We start from the raw sequence: 16,868 nt of genomic DNA, 5'->3' as shown, positions 1-16,868 counted from the left end.
GATGCACACAGGCCAACGAGCCGGCCGTAACCGTTAAAAATCATAAATAGCCCAGCGAGGCTGGAAAGTGCATGGACAAAAAAATCCCGCTCAGCGAGCGGGATTTGTTTATCACGGCGATGTTACGCGACCACAGGAATCATCGGGTCAGCCGCCGCCAATGCGCTCACGCGATCAGCCGCTGGCGGGTAGATCCACTGGGTGTTGATCTGGGTCTTCAGGGTTTTGCCTTCTTGTTTAACCAGTTTCACCTGACGATCCCAGCCCTCGGTATACACCGCGCCCCAGGCACCGAGATCCAGGCACGTCACGTATTTTGGCTGGCTGTAAGGCGTCGGATCGACCCCGAGAAGCTGTGCCGCGACGTTATTACCGGCATGACGGCCCAGCGAAATCGCATGCTGGCAGGTCATCAACGCGTAGTTGCCAATGTCGTCGGTGGCAGCGTAAGCCACATCACCAGTGGCGAAAATATCGTTCTGGCCGATGACTTTCAGGTTGGCGTCCACATGCAGACGACCCTGCTTGTCGCGCTCGGCGGGGATCTGTTCAGTCAACGAACTGGCCCGCACGCCAGTGGTCCAGACCACGGTTTTCGCCTCGATGTGCTGACCGTCCGAAAGCGTCACGCCGTCAGCATCGACGGACTGCACCGACACCCCCAAACGCCATTCAACACCCAACTCTTCGCTGGCTGCGACAATGGACTTGCTGATCTCTTCGCCCATCGAGGCACCGATTTTTTGCCCGCGATCAACAATGATCACCTTGATGTCGGCGTGCTCGCCAAGAATGTCGCGAAGGCGTCCAGGCATTTCGGTTGCCGTTTCAATCCCGGTAAAGCCACCGCCCGCCACCACGACGGCGTTGCGCGCCAGGCTGTCGGGAAGGTTTTTCAACGCTTTCAGATGGGTTTCCAGGCGGACTGCCGTTTCGATCTGGTCAACGTCAAACGCGTACTCAGTGACGCCCGGCGTGTCGGATTGCGCCAGACCGCTGCCGGTGGCCAGCACCAGCTTGTCGTAGTTGAAGACTTGCTTTGTCCCGGACGCGTCGGTGTAACCCACGGCTTTAGACGCCACATCGATGGTCTCGGCAGCACCCTTGATGAAATGAACGCCGACTGCTTCGAACAGTTCACTCAACGGTGCTGTCAGTTGATGAGCATTCGGTTCATAGAAACGCGGGCGTACACGCAATTCGGCCTGAGGCGCCAGGACGGTCACATCGACATTGTCACGCCCATGGATATCCACCAGGCGCGTGGCGCTCAGCGCCGTCCACATGCCACCAAAGCCTGCGCCAATTACCAGAATGTGCTGTTTCATCGTTGTCTCCAGGCTCGTCGCCAAGTACTGAAATAGAGAGTGAGTGGTACTCGCTGCCCGCGAGTCGAAGCCTCTCGGTGCTGGGTTTTTTCGAAAGGTGCAACGCGGTGCTCATCGAATAGCGCCGACTCTATTAGTCGTACATATTATCAACAAGTCAGTTTTATTGATGTTATTTATCTAAAATATAGATACTTTTGGAGTAACAAAAAAACGGCATACCGCCATTAAACAGGCATATCCAGTCACTAAACCCGCCGATCTCCGCAGCTTTATCGCATTGCCGGCTGTTGATCAGCCTGTTAATATTTACGACAAATCAAGTCGGACTTAGTTATGTCTCTATACAGCGCAGGCGTCGAATACGGCATTCATTGCCTGGCCTTTCTGGTCACCAGCAACGGCGATACCCGCGAGGCCAGCGTGCGCGACCTCGCTGAACTGCAAGGCGTGCCACTGGAATATCTGGCAAAGATCTTCACCAAGCTGGCCAAGGGCAAACTGGTGGTAGCCAGCGAAGGTGTGCGCGGAGGTTTCAGCCTCGCCCGACCGGCGGACGAAATCACCTTGCTCGACATCGTCAAAGCCATCGATGGCCGCAAGAATATTTTCGAATGCAGGGACATCCGCGGGCGTTGTGCCCTGTTTGAAGGCAACCCGCCGCAATGGGCGATTGAAGACACCTGCTCGATCCACAGCGCCATGATGACCGCGCAAAAACGCATGGAAGAAGCCCTCGCCCAACAGACCATTCTCGACATCGCGAGAAAGGTCGGGCGCAAGGCTCCCAAGGAATTCGGCCAGCAAGTGGAAGACTGGATTCAGGATCGCCGAGAGAAAAAGGGCAATGTCGGGACTATCCCGCTGACCACTCTTTCAGACTGATTGCAGCTTGCGACAGACAAAAAAAAGCAGAAACCGTTGATCCGGTTTCTGCTTTTTTAACGCCAGAGTGGTTACAGGCAATCACGCACCGATTTGCGCAGCGACCCGGACTTGGCCCATGGCGGTCCCTGATACAACGAAACCCGGCTGCCGTCCTTGTATTTGACGATGTCGAGAATTTCATCGGCAGTGATGATGCTTGGCGCGGTAATGCGATAGCCGTTGGAAATGGACGTCTGCGTCGTCTTGGCGACGTCCTGCTGCCACAACGGTAATACACACGCGGCATAGTCTTTAGGTGTCTTGTCACTGGTCTTGCTGACATTCGGCTCACCCGGCACCAACGACGCCGGCAACGAGCAACCTGCCAACATGGCCAACGTCAGCCCCCCGATCCATATCCGCATCTGTATTGCCCTATTCTGAAAAAAAGCGAATGTAACGCGTAACTGGGTGGACATCCATCGTAGCAATCAGCCCCTGGTGGGGTTTGGACAATTTTTTACATCCGTTGAGCCTGATGACGGACGCGCCCTGCCCCGGCGACGAAAAATGCGACTACTCTTTTCTACCGAGAATGTTCTGGAGGTGATCATGCGGCTCAATGAATACGAACACGAACTTCAACGCGACCTGCAAAGTGTTGCATCGGATTTGAGATGGTCGGCGGTCGACCTCAAACGCATCGCCGAACAACTGCGCAAATCCGGCAACGAAGCCGACGCGCAAACGGTACTGAGATCCTGCGAGGTTCTGCAAAGCGATGAGGAACGCCTGCAGCTGTATGCCAAGGAAGTGAAGGCACGCGCTATCAGCCGAACCAAAGTCCACTGAAATCTGCCCGCCCTTTTCCCGCAAACAAAAGCCCCGACAAATGCCGGGGCTCACTTATTACCACTCATCATGTGGCTGTGTGACTTTGTCCGCGTACGGAGCGTTTTTTGTAGCCGGGAAGTGACGCAGCATAAGCCAGTGCTTCCTCCCTGCTGCCAAACGAAGCCAGTCGATCGCCTTGGGTACAAACCCGCCACGGGCCATTGTTTACGCTGAGTACGTCGTAGCCGTTCATGTGCATTTTGTTCATCACAGGAATGCTCATGGGTACCTCCTTTTCGCTAGCGGTGGGTACAGCCTCACGCTTTACCTTACACCCGGTGTTGAACGAGGTGCCAACCGAGCGTCGCGACATCCGCCAGACCGGCACTTTTCACTCAGGCAAACGCTCAAATTCTTACGGAACCTCTGATTGCGAGCCCGGCTCGAATATTGCAGTTTCATTTCAGTTTTATGACAAGCAGCACATAGGTAACAAATGAAAGTACGCGCCACCGTTATTTGCGAACAGGATCGCCACATCCTCCTGGTACGCAAACCCCGCAGCCAATGGACATTGCCCGGCGGCAAGGTCGAGCCAGGCGAAACCCGGGCGGACGCTGCTGTGCGCGAGTTGCAGGAAGAGACCGGGCTGAACGCCGAAGAGGTGTTGTACTTGATGGAGTTGCAGAGCGGCACCACACGGCACCACGTCTACGAAGCCTCAGTGCTGAATATCGATGAGGTCAGGCCGCAAAACGAGATCATCGATTGCATCTGGCATCCACTCGATTCAGTACAAAATCTGAGCACCAGTGCGGCAACGCTGCGCATTGTGAAGGCATTTCAACGGCGTTTATAAAATCTCAACCGGCGAATGCCCGGCGCCCGGCACTCATCTCCGTACGTAGCTCACCAATGAAGTTGGAGATGTCACGGATCGTGACGAGATGTTCCGGGGAAACACCGTTGAGGAGCAGATCCACTCGCCCGCTTTCTGGCTCATACACCTTGATTTGCAGAAGTCCCTGCGCCGAGGGGGTGCAGTCACATTTAAGCGCAGGGAAGCCGGACTCGACGATGCGGCAAATGTCGGTAATGGCAAGCATGGGCGAACGCCTCACAGGCGAATCGATTTGATCGGTAGAGCATAGATGAGCAGTTTGTGTCTTGCCCGATACAAATATGCCAACCCGATCACATTTCTACTGCGACCGCTCAATGAGCGTCGCCATCCCAGATCCAGTTCCAGATACCCGGTAAATTCACCGGTTCCGAGCTTTTTTCAACGGAGCGCGCCAACGCGGCCTTTTGCAACGCGGCGTGATCATCATAAAACGGCTTGTCCGCCAGTTTCACACCCGTGGCAGCTGCACTGTCGAGCAGGATCTGCAGGTATTCGCGCGTATGTCGTGCGGTGTAGCGATTGAGGTCGTGGAAGGTCACCACCACCGGAGTCACCCCATCCACACTGGGAAATTCCCCCAAAGCGATGCGCTCACGAACCTCCGATAATTGCCGCAGCATATTGGCCCGACGTCGAGGGCTGGCATTGAAGCCCCAGATTTTTCCGTCATTGGCGCTCAAGTCCGTCAGCAAAACTTGCAAGCCGTGCTGTTGATAGGCGGCGAAGGTGCGCTTGTCGTAGTTCCAGAATGGCGGACGTAACAGTGTCGGTGGCGCGCCCGTAATGCTCGCGATATCAGCGGTGCCGTTGGTCAGCGACTCTTCGAGTTCCTGAGGATCAAGCGAGCGATGGTTGGTGTGCCAGCGGGTGGCGGTGTGGAACGCGAGGATGTGTCCCTCGGCAAACTCGCGCCGCATGATGCCGCGACCTATCTCGCTATTGCCGGCCCGAGGTGCGCGGGTCTGGACGAAAAAAACCGCTTTGATGCCGGGCTGCACCGGATTGTCTTTTAGGCTGTCGAGGACTGTTGCCGACGGATTCCAGAAACTGGAGGCGCTGGGGCCGTCATCGAAGGTCAGCAGAAAGCGCACTGGCGCCTGAGCCTTGAGGCGAGTTTCGGTTTGCGCCGTCATTTCGATCGGCGCGGCGATGCAGCCGGCCAGCCCGAAAGCGATGGCCACTGCACCGATGAGTTTGATTACGGATGTCATGTTTTGCCTTGAGCCCGAGCACGCCGGTCATGTTGTCGATAGGCAAAACTCCCTCGCCTTTATTTGTCCCTGCGCTCCGATCCGCGAGCCGAGGTTGGATAAGGTACACAGTGTTTGGTTCCAGTGCTCGCTCAGTTCGCCAAGGCTTGCTGGAATGAAGTGTCGATGATCCCGGCGGTGCTCAACGCTGCGGGCAATGCCTTCACTTTAAACAGGAAATCGGCGGTGCTTTGCAGATCCGCGGCGGCCTGCTGATCCACCGGCCCGATGTTCATGTGCGCCTGACGCAACCAGTGCCGCGACACCTGCTGATCAAGATTGGCCTTCTTCGCCCACAGGTCAGCGTACTCATCGGTGTGACTGTCGACCCAGGCCCGCGCCTGCTTCAAACGCCCGAGAAAATCGGCGATGGCTTCGCGCTTGCTGTCGATGGACGGCGTCGAGGCGGCAATCGCGCTGAGCCCCGGCATCAGGTTTTTCGCGGTCAGAATCGGTCGCGCCCCTGAGAATACAATTTGCTGAGAAATGTACGGTTCCCATACCGGAAACGCGTCGATGCTGCCCTGTGGCAGAGCGGCGGCTGCATCAATCGGCATCAGCTTGACGAAGTCGACGTAATTTTCCGGCAGACCGCCCTGCTCCAGCGCGCGCAAGGTCAATTGCTGGCTCCAGGCACCCGGCCAGTAGGCGACTTTCTTGCCCTTCAAATCAGCGATGGTTTTTACCGGAGAATCCTTGGGCACCAGCAGCGCAATCGTGTCCGGATTCTGCCGCGACACGCCGATGAGTTTCACCGACGCCTGTTTTGCGGCGAGAAACAGAAACCCGGAATCGCCAAGGAAGCCCAAATCCAGCGAACCGGTTTGCAGCGCTTCGGCCAACGGTGCTGCGGCCTGAAAATGTTTCCAGTCGACCGCGTAAGGCGCGTCCTTCAATACACCCGAGGCTTCTATTGAAGCACGGATGTTGTAGTAATTCTGATCGCCTATATGCAGGACCACAGGTTCGGCGGCGTAGGAAAGCGGCGATATAAACAGCGCGGCGGCGAGCGCCTTGCGAACAAAACGGGAGAGCTTCATGGCGAGTCCTGCAAAAAGGGTTTGCATAGACCATAACGCTGTTAATTTCCGAATTTGAAATTCGAATAATGCATAAGCTCAAAACCGCCGACGCGCACTGTTCACCCCGCAACAGTGCCTCGCCACATTGTTCATCACGCAACAGCAAAAATCGCCTTCAATTCCTTTAAAGCCCGACAAACCGGTGCTTTGGCCCACATGGCACAGAGCCTGCAATATTCCATTCATGCAGGAAGCATTCGACAAAAATATCTTTTCGGACATAAGAAACCTGTGCCTTTGCCGGAGCGCCCCCATGACCTTGTTCTTTCCGTTAACCCACTTCAAGACCCTGTTGGCCGCTGGCGCAATGGCCCTGAGTCTGCAACCGCTGGCCCACGCGGCTGAAACCGCGCCAGCAGAAGTGCATCTGGACTACGCCTATTACTCGCCGGTGAGCCTGGTGCTCAAGCACTTTGGCTTCCTTGAAAAAGCCCTGCCGCAAACCAAAGTCAGTTGGGTGTTGAGCCAAGGCAGCAACCGATCGCTGGAATACCTCAACAGCGGCGGCGTCGATTTTGCTTCCAGCGCCAGCCTCGCCGCGGTGCTCAGCCGCGCCAACGGCAGTCCGATCAAGTCCGTTTATGTTTACAGCCGTGCCGAATGGACCGCATTGGTGGTGCCTAAAGATTCGCCGCTGCAAACGGTTGCCGATCTGAAAGGCAAGAAAATCGCCGCCACCAAAGGCACCGACCCGTACCTGTTCACCTTGCGCAGCCTGCAACAGGCCGGGTTGAAAAAGGACGACGTGGAGCTGGTCCATCTGCAACATCCGGATGGTCGCACCGCGCTGGAAAAGGGTGACGTCGACGCCTGGGCCGGGCTCGATCCGCACATGGCCGCCAGCCAGGTGCAGGCCGGTTCGCGATTGCTGTATCGCAACCCGGCGTTCAACAGTTACGGGGTGGTCAGTGTGACCGAGCAATACGCCAAGGAACATCCACAAACCATCGACACCGTGATCAAGGCTTACGAACAGGCACGTGAATGGTCGCTGAAAAATCCTGAAGAGTTCGCCGAACTGCTCGCCAAGGAATCCGGCCTGCCGCTGGATGTAGCCAAGCTGCAATTGTCGCGCACCGACCTGAGCAGCTCGCAATTGACGAACAACGACGTCAGCGCCTCTAAAGCTGCAGCGCCTGTTCTGGTTTCCGAAGAACTGGTGCGCCGTGGTGTCAACGTCGATCAAGTCATCGATCAGTTGCTCGACCGCGGTGTGCAGCAAGCCATCGCCCGCCAGTAACTGACCAGACTCACGACAAATCCGCGCTCGTCGCGGATTTGTCGTGAGCGGAGCCTGCATCATGACCAGTCACAGCAAAGACCTGCCCGCGCCGCTCGCCTTGTCGCGCCGGCCTTCTGCCGTTTTCAAACCAATGTGGCAGCGCCGCCTGAAAGGCCTCGCCCTGCCCCTGCTGATCGTCGTCGTGCTGGAATTTATCGTACGCATTGGCTGGCTGCCGTCCTACCAGATGCCAGCGCCCAGCGAGATTGCCGTGACACTGACCGATCTCGCCGAAGGAGCCCTGTGGAAACACATCGGCGCCAGTCTGGTTCGCGTCTTGCTCGGGTTCGCCATCGGCGCCAGCCTGGCACTGGTGTTTGCCGCATGGGTCGGTTTGAGCCGTGAGGCCGAGGCGTTTCTGGAACCGACTTTTGCCGCGCTACGCTCGATCCCGAGCCTGGCCTGGGTGCCGCTGTTGCTGCTGTGGCTGGGCATCGACGAGACTTCGAAAATCGTTTTGATCGCCATCGGCGCGTTCTTTCCGGTGTACGTCAACGTTGTCGCGGCGATCCGCAATATCGATCGCAAACTGGTGGAGGTCGGCCGCATCTACGGCTTCAGTCGCTGGCAACTGGTGCGGCGGATTCTCCTGCCGGCCGCACTGCCCGGCCTGTTCACCGGTTTGCGCAGCGGCATGAGCCTGGCGTGGATGTTTCTGGTCGCCGCCGAACTGATCGCCGCAACCAAAGGCCTCGGCTATTTGCTCAGTGACGGTCGCGAAACCTCACGCCCGGACATTGTCCTGGCCGCGATCATCGTCCTCGCCCTGCTGGGCAAACTCAGCGACGGCTTGCTCGCGGCGCTGGAAAAACGCTGGCTGGCGTGGCGCGATACGTTCACCGGGCAGGACGGCAAGGATTGAATGCTCAAAGGCAACTAAGCTGAAAATGTCCTGCCGGAGGTTCAGCGCATGTGCGGAAGACTTTCGCAATACCGTGGCATTCACGACTTTGTCGCCGTGTTGAGCATTCCCGATGCGCTGATCAACCACGTCGGCGATGCACCGCTGAACCGCTACAACGCGGCGCCGACCACTGCGCTGGCGGTTCTCCATCAACATGAACAACGCGTGTATGCCGACGATTTGCGCTGGGGCTGGCGCCCGCACTGGGCCAAGGATCGCGCGGCACCGATCAATGCGCGCGTGGAGAAGGTTGCCCATGGCCCATTTTTCCGGGCGATCTGGCGTCAGCGCCTGATCGTGCCTGTCGACAACTGGTTCGAGTGGGTCGATGCCGAGGACAAAACCCGACAGCCCTGGCTGATCCGTCGGGCCGATCGTGGAGCAGTTTTCTGCGCGGCCATCGGTCAGTGTCCGACACCGGACGCCGATGCTCGCGATGACGATGGATTCGTGATCATCACAGCTGACAGCGCCGGCGGTCTGCTCGATATCCATGATCGTCGCCCGGTGGTGTTCTGCGCAGAATTGGTGCACGAATGGCTCGACCCTGCCACGCCTGTCGAGCGCGCCGAACAGATGCTGTTGTTCGAAGGCGAAAGCAGCGAAAACTTCGAATGGCACAAAGTCGGCAAAGCCGTGGGTAACACCCGCAATCAAGGCGCGAGCCTGATTCTCGAACAACCCTGAATATCTTTGCGCCCCTCGCGTCTATCCCCTGTAGGCGCTACCGCAGGCTGCAATCTTTTGCTGTTGTTAAGCACAGTATTAGATAGCAGCCTTCGGCAGCTCCTGCAGATGACGCATGGGCTTTACAAATGGTGTTTCATTTTTGAATCAAAGCACTTAAAACAGTCGTTCGAATGAATTAACCACTGGTCTGACATTTCAATCGTCATACATACATTTAGATGCACTACAGCTAGCATGCGCGCCGCCTTTCCGATTGGTATACCAGTTGACCAAAGAGTCAACAAATCAGGAATTCCCTATAACTTTACAAGCCCTTGCAGAGAAATAAGTTGCGCGACGATTTTGCAATCAAACAGGTCAGCGGCCTGGAGTGTATTTTTCTGTCGATGACAGAACGCTTTGAACTCGACTGTTTTATCGGCCACTACATCAAGACCCGAAACCTGCGTTCCGTTCCCGACATCGAACGTATCCTGCGCACCACCCTCGAGGGGTATCCCGGCCACCCACCGGTGATGGTCAACGAGCTCAATGCGTGGATCGATCGAACTTTGGGATATCGGGCATCACACCCCGAATTCCCGCAGATGGACGATCTTCGATAGACAAAAAGCCCCGCTCATGCGGGGCTTTTACATATCAGTCGGTCAGAACTTGCGATCAGGATCGGATAGCTCTCTGCCATCATCGTGCTTCCAGGTCTGCTCTTTGTGTTTCTCGCGTTCTATTTCCTCTTGCGTCGGCTCGTCTGTGTCGTCGTCATCCGGCTCCGGATGTTTTTGCTCAGTCGCCATGCCCGCCTCCCGTCACAAGTAACCTGTCATCCTTACAGCGTAGAACAGTTTTAATTCGACAACTTAGAGCCACCAGCGCAGCACAAAGAAGAACGCCATGCTCAATAGCATGCTGAGCAAAGTGCTGCGCGTGTATATCACCAGCCCGATCGCTACCAGCGAACTAAGCAGATAGGGGTTGTCCCACTGCAGATTCAGCTGTTTGTCGGGCATGAATACAATCGGGCCGCAGATCGCGGTCAACATGCCTGGCACTGCGAACCCGAGAAACTGCCGGGCATTGCTGCTCAAACGCACCGGCAAGCGCGGTTCGAGAAACACGTAGCGGTTGAGGAACACCAGAATCCCCATACCGAAAATCACTGCCCAGACCATCATGTGCGCCCCCGATACAGCTTGTTGCAGACAAATCCGGCGGTCATACCCGCCAGCCCCGACAACACCAGCGCCGAACCCCATTGCCAATAACTGAACAGCACCGAGCAGAACAGCGACACCGCCACGCACACCACGGTCGGCACATTGCGCACTACCGGGGTGATCAGGGCAATGAAGGTCGCCGCAATCGAGAAGTCCAGGCCCAGATGCTCAAGCCCCGGAATGCTGCTGCCGAGAATGATGCCAGCCAGCGTGAAGAGGTTCCAGGCGATGTAGAACGTCAGGCCGACGCCCAATGCATACCAGCGATTGAACTGCTGGCGGTCGTGCTGGCTGGTCAAAGCGAACAACTCGTCGGTGAGCAAAAAGCCCAAGCCGATTCGCCAGCGCCCCGGCAGCGGCGAAATCACCGAACGCATGCTCATCCCGTACAACAAATGCTGTGACGTCAGTAGCACTGTGGTCAGCAGAATCGAGAAAATTCCCGCCCCGCCCTTGAGCATGCCAATCGCGACCAGTTGCGCAGCGCCGGCAAATACGATGCTCGACAAGCCCTGCCCTTGCAGCGGCGTAAGATTGGCTTCAATCGCCATGGAGCCGGCAAGCAGCCCCCACGGCGCAGTCGCCAGAGACAACGGCATGATCGCTGCAGCGCCGCGCAGGAACGCGCTGCGGGGCAAAAGTGAATCTGACATAACGCTCTTCAATCAGGGAAACGGCCAGAGACTTTGCCAGTAAACGCGGTTTTTTGGCTTGAACAATCTTGCGCACTTGTGGGAAATCGGCCTGATGCAACCGTTCATCGGCCAGCCGCTTGCAACGCCAAGGTGCCAGCAACATGCTGGCGCAGCATCTTCCTCCTCGAGACATTCCCGTTGAGACCCTGCCTGCCATGACCGCCATCGACAATGACGTGTACAAAACCCTGCTGGAATCGACCAAAGCCATTCCATGGCGGATCGACTGGAAAAGCATGACCTTCAGCTATATCGGCCCACAGATCGAAACCTTGCTCGGCTGGCAGCAGGACAGCTGGGGCGGAGTCAATGACTGGGTCGAGCGCATGCACCCGGATGACCGCGATTACGTCGTCGAATTCTGCGTCTCGCAATCGCGTGCCGGCGTCGATCACGAAGCCGATTATCGTGCCCTCACCAGCAGCGGCGACTACGTGTGGATCCGCGATGTGGTGCACGTGGTGCGCAAGGACGGCGAAGTCGAAGCGCTGGTCGGCTTCATGTTCGATATCAGCGAACGCAAGAAAACCGAAGAGCATCTGATCCGTTTGCAGAAGCAACTCGAAGAGTATTCGTTCCAGGACGGGCTCACCGGCATCGCCAACCGGCGCATGTTCGACACGGTCCTTGAACGCGAGTGGACCAGCGCACAACGCAGTGGCCTGCCGCTGTCACTGCTGGTGCTCGACATCGACTACTTCAAGCAATACAACGACCATTACGGCCACATCAAAGGTGACGAATGCTTGCGCCAGGTGGCCAGGACGCTGTCGTTGGCGGCCAACCGGCCACGGGATTTCATTGCGCGGATCGGTGGCGAAGAATTTGTCTGGCTGCTGCCGGAAACCGATGCCGAGTCGGCGCGTCTGGTGGCGCGAAAATGTCTGCACTTGATCCGTCAGCAGCAGATTGCGCACGCGCAGTCGAAGGTGTCGTCGCAGGTCAGTCTGAGCCTGGGCGTCGGCACGACGAAAGCCGCTGCCGGCGGCGATCCCCTGGATTTCGTCGAACAGGTCGACAAGCTGCTCTACAAAGCCAAACACAACGGGCGCATGCGCGCCGAATTCGCTGATTTTCGCACTGACGTTTAGTCCGCTGACGGGCGTAACATAGCGCCATTCACACTCGCGTCAGGGAGACCACATGCTGTACCGAATCGCAGCCGACGGGCTGGTGCTGTTTCATTTGTGCTTTATTTTGTTCGTACTGTTCGGCGGGTTGCTGGTACTGAAATGGCCGAGAATCATGTGGCTGCATTTGCCAGCTGCGGCCTGGGGCGTGGCGGTCGAGGTGTTGCACCTGACCTGTCCGCTGACCTACTGGGAAAACCTGATGCGCCACGCCGCCGGGCAGACCGAATACGCCGGCGGCTTCATCGAGCACTACATCTGGCCGATCATCTATCCGGCCGGGCTGACCCCGCAGATTCAACTGGCACTGGGCAGCGTGGTGCTGGCGGTCAATCTGCTGGTCTACGGGCGCATGATCCGTTCATCGAAATTGCGCGGCAAGCAGATGCTCTAGCGCGGCGCCTGCTTCAACGCGTCCAGCCAGGCGGGGTCGAGTCGTGCCTGCTCAGTGTCGAGACCCAGCGCCTGCATCCGTTCTTTATGCGCTTCGACTTCTCGCCACAGTTGCCCATGATCGCTGGAGTTACCGTCCAGTTCATGCATTTGCGTCAGGCCCAGATGATAGAAGCGCAGCACCTTCATCGCTGTTGGATCGTTCTTCTCCACGGCTGCCGTCACCTGATGCATCACATTGGTGATGCTCATCAGGTTGCGTTTGAGCCGCCAGCTGTACACCGCCGGGGCCATCCAGGTCTGATGCCAGAAACGCCCGCGCAGCAATGCCGCCGTCAGCAGGAACGCGACAAATACCCCACCGACGTTGAACCGCAGGTTATCGCCGCCAGGCTCGCCGAACAGCGCCACTGCGACGCTGGAAAACAACATCGCCAGCACCAGGAACAGCACGGCGATGATGATCGTGCTGCGCCGGGTCTGCTGGCGAAAGGTGGCGGCGTCCATCGGCTGAATCTCGAACATCACTTATGACTTCCTTGAGCGACAAAAGGGGCAACGGAAAAAACTCGCCGGCGCATTATCGCCTCTGCGAGGGATTTAGCTATGCTGGGGCTCCTTTTCATCTTTTCAGCGTCCAACGGGGACATGGCGGTACAGCGCAGATCGTGCCATCTTCATTCATGGATACACATCATTCGGATGCCATCGCCTAGTCTTGAGATGACATCGTTTTAAGGATCATTGCATGACCCAACGACACGTAATCAATGCCTCGGTCAGCCCGAAAGGCAGCCTGGAAACCCTTTCTCAACGTGAAGTCCAACAACTGAGCGAAGCCGGATCCGGCAGCACCTACACCCTCTTCCGCCAGTGCGCCCTGGCCATCCTCAACACCGGCGCCCATGTCGATAACGCCAAGACCATCCTCGAAGCCTACAAGGACTTCGAAATCCGCATTCACCAACAGGATCGCGGCGTACGCCTGGAGCTGTTGAACGCTCCGGCCGACGCGTTCGTCGACGGCGAAATGATCGCCAGCACCCGTGAAATGCTCTTCAGCGCCCTGCGCGACATCGTCTACACCGAAAACGAACTCGACAGCCAACGCATCGACCTGACCACCTCGCAAGGCATCAGCGACTACGTTTTCCACCTGCTGCGCAACGCGCGCACCTTGCGCCCGGGCGTCGAGCCAAAAATCGTCGTGTGCTGGGGCGGCCACTCGATCAACACCGAAGAATACAAATACACCAAGAAAGTCGGCCACGAACTGGGCCTGCGCAGCCTCGACATCTGCACCGGTTGCGGCCCCGGCGTGATGAAAGGCCCGATGAAAGGCGCAACCATCGCCCACGCCAAGCAGCGTATTCATGGCGGTCGTTATCTCGGTTTGACCGAGCCGGGCATTATTGCGGCTGAAGCGCCGAACCCGATCGTCAATGAGCTGGTGATTCTGCCGGACATCGAAAAACGTCTGGAAGCGTTCGTGCGTGTCGGCCACGGCATCATCATCTTTCCGGGCGGTGCCGGTACGGCGGAAGAGTTCCTTTATCTGCTCGGCATCCTGATGCACCCGGACAACGCCGGCCTGCCGTTCCCGGTGATCCTCACCGGGCCGAAACATGCCGCGCCGTATCTGGAACAGCTCGACGCGTTCGTCACTGCGACCCTTGGCGAGGCGGCCAAGCAGCACTACGAAATCATCATCGACGACCCGGCCGAAGTCGCGCGGCAGATGACTCAAGGGCTCAAAGCAGTGAAGCAGTTCCGCCGCGAGCGCAACGACGCGTTCCACTTCAACTGGCTGTTGAAAATCGACGAAGGCTTCCAGCGTCCGTTCGATCCGACTCACGAAAACATGGCCAACCTGAAATTGCACCGCGACCAGCCACCGCACGAACTGGCGGCGAATCTGCGTCGGGCGTTCTCCGGGATAGTCGCCGGCAACGTCAAGGACAAGGGTATTCGCCTGATCGAAGAACACGGGCCATATCAGATCCGTGGTGATGCGGCGATCATGCAACCGCTCGACGCGCTGCTCAAAGCCTTCGTCGCCCAGCACCGGATGAAACTGCCGGGCGGTGCGGCGTATGTGCCTTGCTATCGGGTGGTGGCGTAACTCTTTGGCTCACCACCTGACACTGTAGGAGTGAGCCTGCTCGCGATAGCGGTTTATCAGTCGCTGTTGATCTCGACTGCCCCACCGCTTTCGCGAGCAGGCTCGCTCCAACAGGGTCTGAATGTCGACACAACGTCAACGTTCGCCCAAGCAAATGTGGCAGCGAGCCTGCTCGCGAAGAGGCCGCCAAGCACACCTCAAATTTCTGACCTGCCCGCCAACCGCATCGCCAACGCCTTGGCCTGCAACGCCACATCCGTCACCGCCGTACTCTCCCACCACATTCCCCGCAGTGGCGGCCCCATCGCAAACACCCGGCTGGACGCACGCCCGTCGGCATCCAGCACGGCGCCATCCACCGCCGCCGCAATCCCCAACGCCAACGGCCCCGGCTGTATCAAGCCGCGCGCCAGCAATTGCTGCGGCAACGGCCGCGCCACTCGGCGCCAGTCGTATTCAATGCCACTGGAATTGATCAGCGCCGCCCCCTGCACCACGCAGGTTTCAGACTCACCGCGACGTCGAATGCGAATGCTGATGCCATCTTTCGAATTCGGCTCAAGCCCTTTGAATGAAGCCGCCTGAATGCGCAGACGCCCTTCGCCGTGCAAGCGCTCGACCAACGCCGCGCTCAACGGTGGCGAGCGATGATGATGGCTTTCCCACCACGGCCGCACATGGCGTACGAATTGTCGCCGCTGCACGTCAGTCGCCTGACCCCACAGGCGGGCGATATGCACCCGCACCGTGTCCAGCGGCGCCTGCCAGTCGATGCCTTGAGCGATGGCGTCGCGACAGTGTCGGCGCAACTCGCGCAACAACTGCCGTGGTGTACGAATGCTCTGATCGTCGCCGAGAAAGTCCGGCCACGCCGGCGGCTGGCGACGCACATGGGGCAACAAACCATGCCGGGAAAACACCTCAATCGGCCCGCGATGCCCGGCCTGCTCCAGCGATACCACGGCGTCAACCATGGTCAGGCCGGAACCGATGATCAGCACGCTCGCCTGCGGATCGAGTTGGCGCATGGCCGCGACGTTCCACGGGTCCAGCGCGGCGGCGTTGAGGCCACTGGAGTGTTTCTGCGCAGTGCGCGCGGCGGCAAACATGCCGGTGGCGAGTACCGCACAGGCACCTCGCAACGATTGGCCATCGCTCAAGCCGAGCAACACCGTATCGGCATCGGTTCGCAGGTCCAGCACTTCGGCGCAAAGGTGCTCGACGGTGGAACCCTGCTGCGCCCCCACCTGTCGGGCTTCCGCCAGGCGCTGCTGCACATACACGCCAAACAGTCCGCGCGGTGGAAACAGCTCGCTGATCGGCACATTCTGTTCGGCAGACTCTGGCCAGCCGCCAGCCGCAATATGTGCAGTCAGCCATTGCGTGAGGTCATCGGGGTTATCCGGATCGACGCTCATCCGCGCCGCATTGCCATTCAGCGTATGCCCCAGCTCGACCGCGCTGTACGCCTCGCCTCGACCGAGTTCGGTACGCGGCTCGATGATCAGGATTGTTCGCCGCCCGGGCTGACGCAGCAATTGCACCGCCAGCATCGTGCCGCTGAGCCCACCACCGATGATCAGGATGTCCGCGTCGCAAGCCATTCAAATCACCACATTACGCACGAACCGCGCCGCAACATCGCCATCGTTGCGGTAGGAGTGCGGCTGGTTGCTGGCAAACATGAAGAACTCCCCTGTGCCGATTTGTTGCGGTTGATTGCCGAGCATGAGCGTCAGGCAACCTTCGAAGACGAAAATCTGCTCGCTCCAGCCTTCCGCATCCGCTTGCGAGGGATAAACCTCGCCCGGTTGCAGGCACCACTCCCATTGTTCGACTTCGCGGGTGGCCGTGGCTTTCGATAGCAGCACCGCTTTGCTGCCTGGAATCGTTCCCGCCCAGGCCACTTCATTGATCCGGCTCGGGTCACGGGCGTCCGGCGCCTGGATCAGATCGCTGAACGCCACATCCAGCGCTTCGGCGACGCGGTCAAGGGTGGTCAGGCTGACATTCTTCTCACCCGCCTCGATCGCCACCAGCATGCGTCGGCTGACGCCGGATTTTTCCGCCAGCGCGGTCTGGCTCATGTCCGCGGCGTGGCGCAGGCGTCGGACGTTCTGACTGACGTGCTGGAGAACGGAGGTTCTTTGAGTCGAATCTTTGTGCACTATAT

General features: G+C 58.3%; 22 protein-coding genes. 10 read left to right on the top strand and 12 right to left on the bottom strand.

Annotated features, from left to right (window positions below; all coding sequences use genetic code 11):
- Nucleotides 1-122: 122 nt before the first annotated feature.
- Nucleotides 123-1,328 (bottom strand): NAD(P)/FAD-dependent oxidoreductase, encoded by a 1,206-nt coding sequence (locus tag ACIPIZ_RS06240; protein ID WP_064389426.1) that lies wholly within the window; start codon nucleotides 1,326-1,328, stop codon nucleotides 123-125.
- A gap of 336 nt (nucleotides 1,329-1,664) precedes the next feature.
- Between ACIPIZ_RS06240 and ACIPIZ_RS06235 the strand changes: the two genes are divergently transcribed.
- Nucleotides 1,665-2,213 (top strand): Rrf2 family transcriptional regulator, encoded by a 549-nt coding sequence (locus tag ACIPIZ_RS06235; RefSeq protein ID WP_064389425.1) that lies wholly within the window; start codon nucleotides 1,665-1,667, stop codon nucleotides 2,211-2,213.
- Between the two features lie 71 nt (nucleotides 2,214-2,284).
- On the opposite strand, the gene ACIPIZ_RS06230 is transcribed toward ACIPIZ_RS06235, so the two are convergent.
- A complete protein-coding gene (locus ACIPIZ_RS06230) occupies nucleotides 2,285-2,620 on the bottom strand; it encodes a hypothetical protein (protein ID WP_064389424.1) in 336 nt (111 codons plus the stop codon).
- A gap of 187 nt (nucleotides 2,621-2,807) precedes the next feature.
- Between ACIPIZ_RS06230 and ACIPIZ_RS06225 the strand changes: the two genes are divergently transcribed.
- Nucleotides 2,808-3,047 (top strand): hypothetical protein, encoded by a 240-nt coding sequence (locus tag ACIPIZ_RS06225; protein WP_008085812.1) that lies wholly within the window; start codon nucleotides 2,808-2,810, stop codon nucleotides 3,045-3,047.
- Nucleotides 3,048-3,114: 67 nt separating this feature from the next.
- Here the strand turns inward: ACIPIZ_RS06225 and ACIPIZ_RS06220 are convergent, their stop codons facing one another.
- Nucleotides 3,115-3,312, bottom strand: coding sequence for a hypothetical protein (locus ACIPIZ_RS06220; RefSeq protein ID WP_064389423.1), 198 nt, complete (start codon nucleotides 3,310-3,312; stop codon nucleotides 3,115-3,117).
- Between the two features lie 213 nt (nucleotides 3,313-3,525).
- Here ACIPIZ_RS06220 and ACIPIZ_RS06215 point away from each other — a divergent pair, with 213 nt between their 5' ends.
- A complete protein-coding gene (locus ACIPIZ_RS06215) occupies nucleotides 3,526-3,888 on the top strand; it encodes an NUDIX hydrolase (protein WP_064389422.1) in 363 nt (120 codons plus the stop codon).
- 4 nt (nucleotides 3,889-3,892) lie between these two features.
- Here the strand turns inward: ACIPIZ_RS06215 and ACIPIZ_RS06210 are convergent, their stop codons facing one another.
- From ACIPIZ_RS06210 to ACIPIZ_RS06200, 3 genes are all read right to left on the bottom strand, one after another.
- Nucleotides 3,893-4,135, bottom strand: a complete 243-nt coding sequence (locus tag ACIPIZ_RS06210; protein ID WP_064389421.1) for a DUF1652 domain-containing protein — start codon at nucleotides 4,133-4,135, stop codon at nucleotides 3,893-3,895.
- 109 nt (nucleotides 4,136-4,244) lie between these two features.
- Nucleotides 4,245-5,144 (bottom strand): polysaccharide deacetylase family protein, encoded by a 900-nt coding sequence (locus ACIPIZ_RS06205; RefSeq protein WP_401164564.1) that lies wholly within the window; start codon nucleotides 5,142-5,144, stop codon nucleotides 4,245-4,247.
- 131 nt (nucleotides 5,145-5,275) lie between these two features.
- Nucleotides 5,276-6,223: an ABC transporter substrate-binding protein gene (locus ACIPIZ_RS06200; protein ID WP_401164561.1), complete on the bottom strand. Its 948-nt coding sequence runs from the start codon at nucleotides 6,221-6,223 to the stop codon at nucleotides 5,276-5,278.
- A 295-nt stretch (nucleotides 6,224-6,518) separates the two neighbouring features.
- On the opposite strand from ACIPIZ_RS06200, the gene ACIPIZ_RS06195 reads away from it, so the two are divergent.
- The 4 genes from ACIPIZ_RS06195 (at nucleotide 6,519) to ACIPIZ_RS06180 (ending at nucleotide 9,746) form a co-directional block, all read left to right on the top strand.
- The gene (locus tag ACIPIZ_RS06195) at nucleotides 6,519-7,505 is read left to right on the top strand and encodes an aliphatic sulfonate ABC transporter substrate-binding protein (RefSeq protein ID WP_401164559.1); all 987 of its coding nucleotides are present in this window, start codon (nucleotides 6,519-6,521) and stop codon (nucleotides 7,503-7,505) included.
- Between the two features lie 61 nt (nucleotides 7,506-7,566).
- Complete coding sequence (locus ACIPIZ_RS06190) at nucleotides 7,567-8,409, top strand: ABC transporter permease (protein WP_401164557.1); 843 nt, start codon at nucleotides 7,567-7,569, stop codon at nucleotides 8,407-8,409.
- A 48-nt stretch (nucleotides 8,410-8,457) separates the two neighbouring features.
- Nucleotides 8,458-9,138 carry an SOS response-associated peptidase gene (locus ACIPIZ_RS06185; protein WP_105704983.1) on the top strand — a complete coding sequence of 227 codons (681 nt, stop codon included), beginning with the start codon at nucleotides 8,458-8,460 and terminating at the stop codon, nucleotides 9,136-9,138.
- 332 nt (nucleotides 9,139-9,470) lie between these two features.
- A complete protein-coding gene (locus tag ACIPIZ_RS06180; protein WP_064389415.1) occupies nucleotides 9,471-9,746 on the top strand; it encodes a hypothetical protein in 276 nt (91 codons plus the stop codon).
- A gap of 42 nt (nucleotides 9,747-9,788) precedes the next feature.
- Here ACIPIZ_RS06180 and ACIPIZ_RS06175 read toward each other — a convergent pair whose 3' ends face one another.
- The 3 genes from ACIPIZ_RS06175 to ACIPIZ_RS06165 form a co-directional block, all read right to left on the bottom strand.
- The gene (locus tag ACIPIZ_RS06175) at nucleotides 9,789-9,935 is read right to left on the bottom strand and encodes a hypothetical protein (protein WP_163024179.1); all 147 of its coding nucleotides are present in this window, start codon (nucleotides 9,933-9,935) and stop codon (nucleotides 9,789-9,791) included.
- A 63-nt stretch (nucleotides 9,936-9,998) separates the two neighbouring features.
- Nucleotides 9,999-10,313, bottom strand: a complete 315-nt coding sequence (locus ACIPIZ_RS06170; protein ID WP_064389414.1) for an AzlD domain-containing protein — start codon at nucleotides 10,311-10,313, stop codon at nucleotides 9,999-10,001.
- The gene (locus ACIPIZ_RS06165) at nucleotides 10,310-11,008 is read right to left on the bottom strand and encodes an AzlC family ABC transporter permease (protein WP_064389413.1); all 699 of its coding nucleotides are present in this window, start codon (nucleotides 11,006-11,008) and stop codon (nucleotides 10,310-10,312) included. Before ACIPIZ_RS06165 ends, ACIPIZ_RS06170 begins: the two co-directional genes overlap by 4 nt.
- Before the next feature lie 197 nt (nucleotides 11,009-11,205).
- Here ACIPIZ_RS06165 and ACIPIZ_RS06160 point away from each other — a divergent pair, with 197 nt between their 5' ends.
- Together ACIPIZ_RS06160 and ACIPIZ_RS06155 are read left to right on the top strand one after the other, a co-directional pair.
- On the top strand, nucleotides 11,206-12,141 hold the full coding sequence (locus tag ACIPIZ_RS06160; protein WP_122854211.1) for a sensor domain-containing diguanylate cyclase: 936 nt from the start codon (nucleotides 11,206-11,208) through the stop codon (nucleotides 12,139-12,141).
- A 52-nt stretch (nucleotides 12,142-12,193) separates the two neighbouring features.
- Nucleotides 12,194-12,574 (top strand): DUF2784 domain-containing protein, encoded by a 381-nt coding sequence (locus ACIPIZ_RS06155; protein ID WP_105704982.1) that lies wholly within the window; start codon nucleotides 12,194-12,196, stop codon nucleotides 12,572-12,574.
- Here the strand turns inward: ACIPIZ_RS06155 and ACIPIZ_RS06150 are convergent.
- A complete protein-coding gene (locus ACIPIZ_RS06150; protein ID WP_064389411.1) occupies nucleotides 12,571-13,098 on the bottom strand; it encodes a DUF3087 domain-containing protein in 528 nt (175 codons plus the stop codon). The genes ACIPIZ_RS06155 and ACIPIZ_RS06150 overlap by 4 nt on opposite strands.
- Nucleotides 13,099-13,321: 223 nt before the next feature.
- Between ACIPIZ_RS06150 and ppnN the strand changes: the two genes are divergently transcribed.
- Complete coding sequence (ppnN, locus tag ACIPIZ_RS06145) at nucleotides 13,322-14,695, top strand: nucleotide 5'-monophosphate nucleosidase PpnN (RefSeq protein WP_105704980.1); 1,374 nt, start codon at nucleotides 13,322-13,324, stop codon at nucleotides 14,693-14,695.
- Between the two features lie 197 nt (nucleotides 14,696-14,892).
- On the opposite strand, the gene ACIPIZ_RS06140 is transcribed toward ppnN, so the two are convergent.
- Together ACIPIZ_RS06140 and ACIPIZ_RS06135 are read right to left on the bottom strand one after the other, a co-directional pair.
- Nucleotides 14,893-16,299: an FAD/NAD(P)-binding protein gene (locus tag ACIPIZ_RS06140; protein WP_401164554.1), complete on the bottom strand. Its 1,407-nt coding sequence runs from the start codon at nucleotides 16,297-16,299 to the stop codon at nucleotides 14,893-14,895.
- Nucleotides 16,300-16,863, bottom strand: coding sequence for a helix-turn-helix domain-containing protein (locus tag ACIPIZ_RS06135; protein ID WP_064389408.1), 564 nt, complete (start codon nucleotides 16,861-16,863; stop codon nucleotides 16,300-16,302).
- Nucleotides 16,864-16,868: the final 5 nt, after the last annotated feature.

The sequence above is a fragment of the Pseudomonas sp. NPDC087690 genome (genome assembly GCF_044743175.1).
In the GTDB taxonomy this organism is placed as follows: domain Bacteria; phylum Pseudomonadota; class Gammaproteobacteria; order Pseudomonadales; family Pseudomonadaceae; genus Aquipseudomonas.
The sequence above is the reverse complement of the archived record's forward strand: the minus strand, read 5'-3'. Positions and strand labels throughout refer to the sequence as shown.

Coding starts and splice junctions, on each gene's coding strand:
- ACIPIZ_RS06240 (WP_064389426.1), bottom strand. CDS start 1,328: ATGAAACAGCACATTCTGGTAATTGGCGCAGGCTTTGGTGGCATGTGG.
- ACIPIZ_RS06235 (WP_064389425.1), top strand. CDS start 1,665: ATGTCTCTATACAGCGCAGGCGTCGAATACGGCATTCATTGCCTGGCC.
- ACIPIZ_RS06230 (WP_064389424.1), bottom strand. CDS start 2,620: ATGCGGATATGGATCGGGGGGCTGACGTTGGCCATGTTGGCAGGTTGC.
- ACIPIZ_RS06225 (WP_008085812.1), top strand. CDS start 2,808: ATGCGGCTCAATGAATACGAACACGAACTTCAACGCGACCTGCAAAGT.
- ACIPIZ_RS06220 (WP_064389423.1), bottom strand. CDS start 3,312: ATGAGCATTCCTGTGATGAACAAAATGCACATGAACGGCTACGACGTA.
- ACIPIZ_RS06215 (WP_064389422.1), top strand. CDS start 3,526: ATGAAAGTACGCGCCACCGTTATTTGCGAACAGGATCGCCACATCCTC.
- ACIPIZ_RS06210 (WP_064389421.1), bottom strand. CDS start 4,135: ATGCTTGCCATTACCGACATTTGCCGCATCGTCGAGTCCGGCTTCCCT.
- ACIPIZ_RS06205 (WP_401164564.1), bottom strand. CDS start 5,144: ATGACATCCGTAATCAAACTCATCGGTGCAGTGGCCATCGCTTTCGGG.
- ACIPIZ_RS06200 (WP_401164561.1), bottom strand. CDS start 6,223: ATGAAGCTCTCCCGTTTTGTTCGCAAGGCGCTCGCCGCCGCGCTGTTT.
- ACIPIZ_RS06195 (WP_401164559.1), top strand. CDS start 6,519: ATGACCTTGTTCTTTCCGTTAACCCACTTCAAGACCCTGTTGGCCGCT.
- ACIPIZ_RS06190 (WP_401164557.1), top strand. CDS start 7,567: ATGACCAGTCACAGCAAAGACCTGCCCGCGCCGCTCGCCTTGTCGCGC.
- ACIPIZ_RS06185 (WP_105704983.1), top strand. CDS start 8,458: ATGTGCGGAAGACTTTCGCAATACCGTGGCATTCACGACTTTGTCGCC.
- ACIPIZ_RS06175 (WP_163024179.1), bottom strand. CDS start 9,935: ATGGCGACTGAGCAAAAACATCCGGAGCCGGATGACGACGACACAGAC.
- ACIPIZ_RS06170 (WP_064389414.1), bottom strand. CDS start 10,313: ATGATGGTCTGGGCAGTGATTTTCGGTATGGGGATTCTGGTGTTCCTC.
- ACIPIZ_RS06165 (WP_064389413.1), bottom strand. CDS start 11,008: ATGTCAGATTCACTTTTGCCCCGCAGCGCGTTCCTGCGCGGCGCTGCA.
- ACIPIZ_RS06160 (WP_122854211.1), top strand. CDS start 11,206: ATGACCGCCATCGACAATGACGTGTACAAAACCCTGCTGGAATCGACC.
- ACIPIZ_RS06155 (WP_105704982.1), top strand. CDS start 12,194: ATGCTGTACCGAATCGCAGCCGACGGGCTGGTGCTGTTTCATTTGTGC.
- ACIPIZ_RS06150 (WP_064389411.1), bottom strand. CDS start 13,098: ATGTTCGAGATTCAGCCGATGGACGCCGCCACCTTTCGCCAGCAGACC.
- ppnN (WP_105704980.1), top strand. CDS start 13,322: ATGACCCAACGACACGTAATCAATGCCTCGGTCAGCCCGAAAGGCAGC.
- ACIPIZ_RS06140 (WP_401164554.1), bottom strand. CDS start 16,299: ATGGCTTGCGACGCGGACATCCTGATCATCGGTGGTGGGCTCAGCGGC.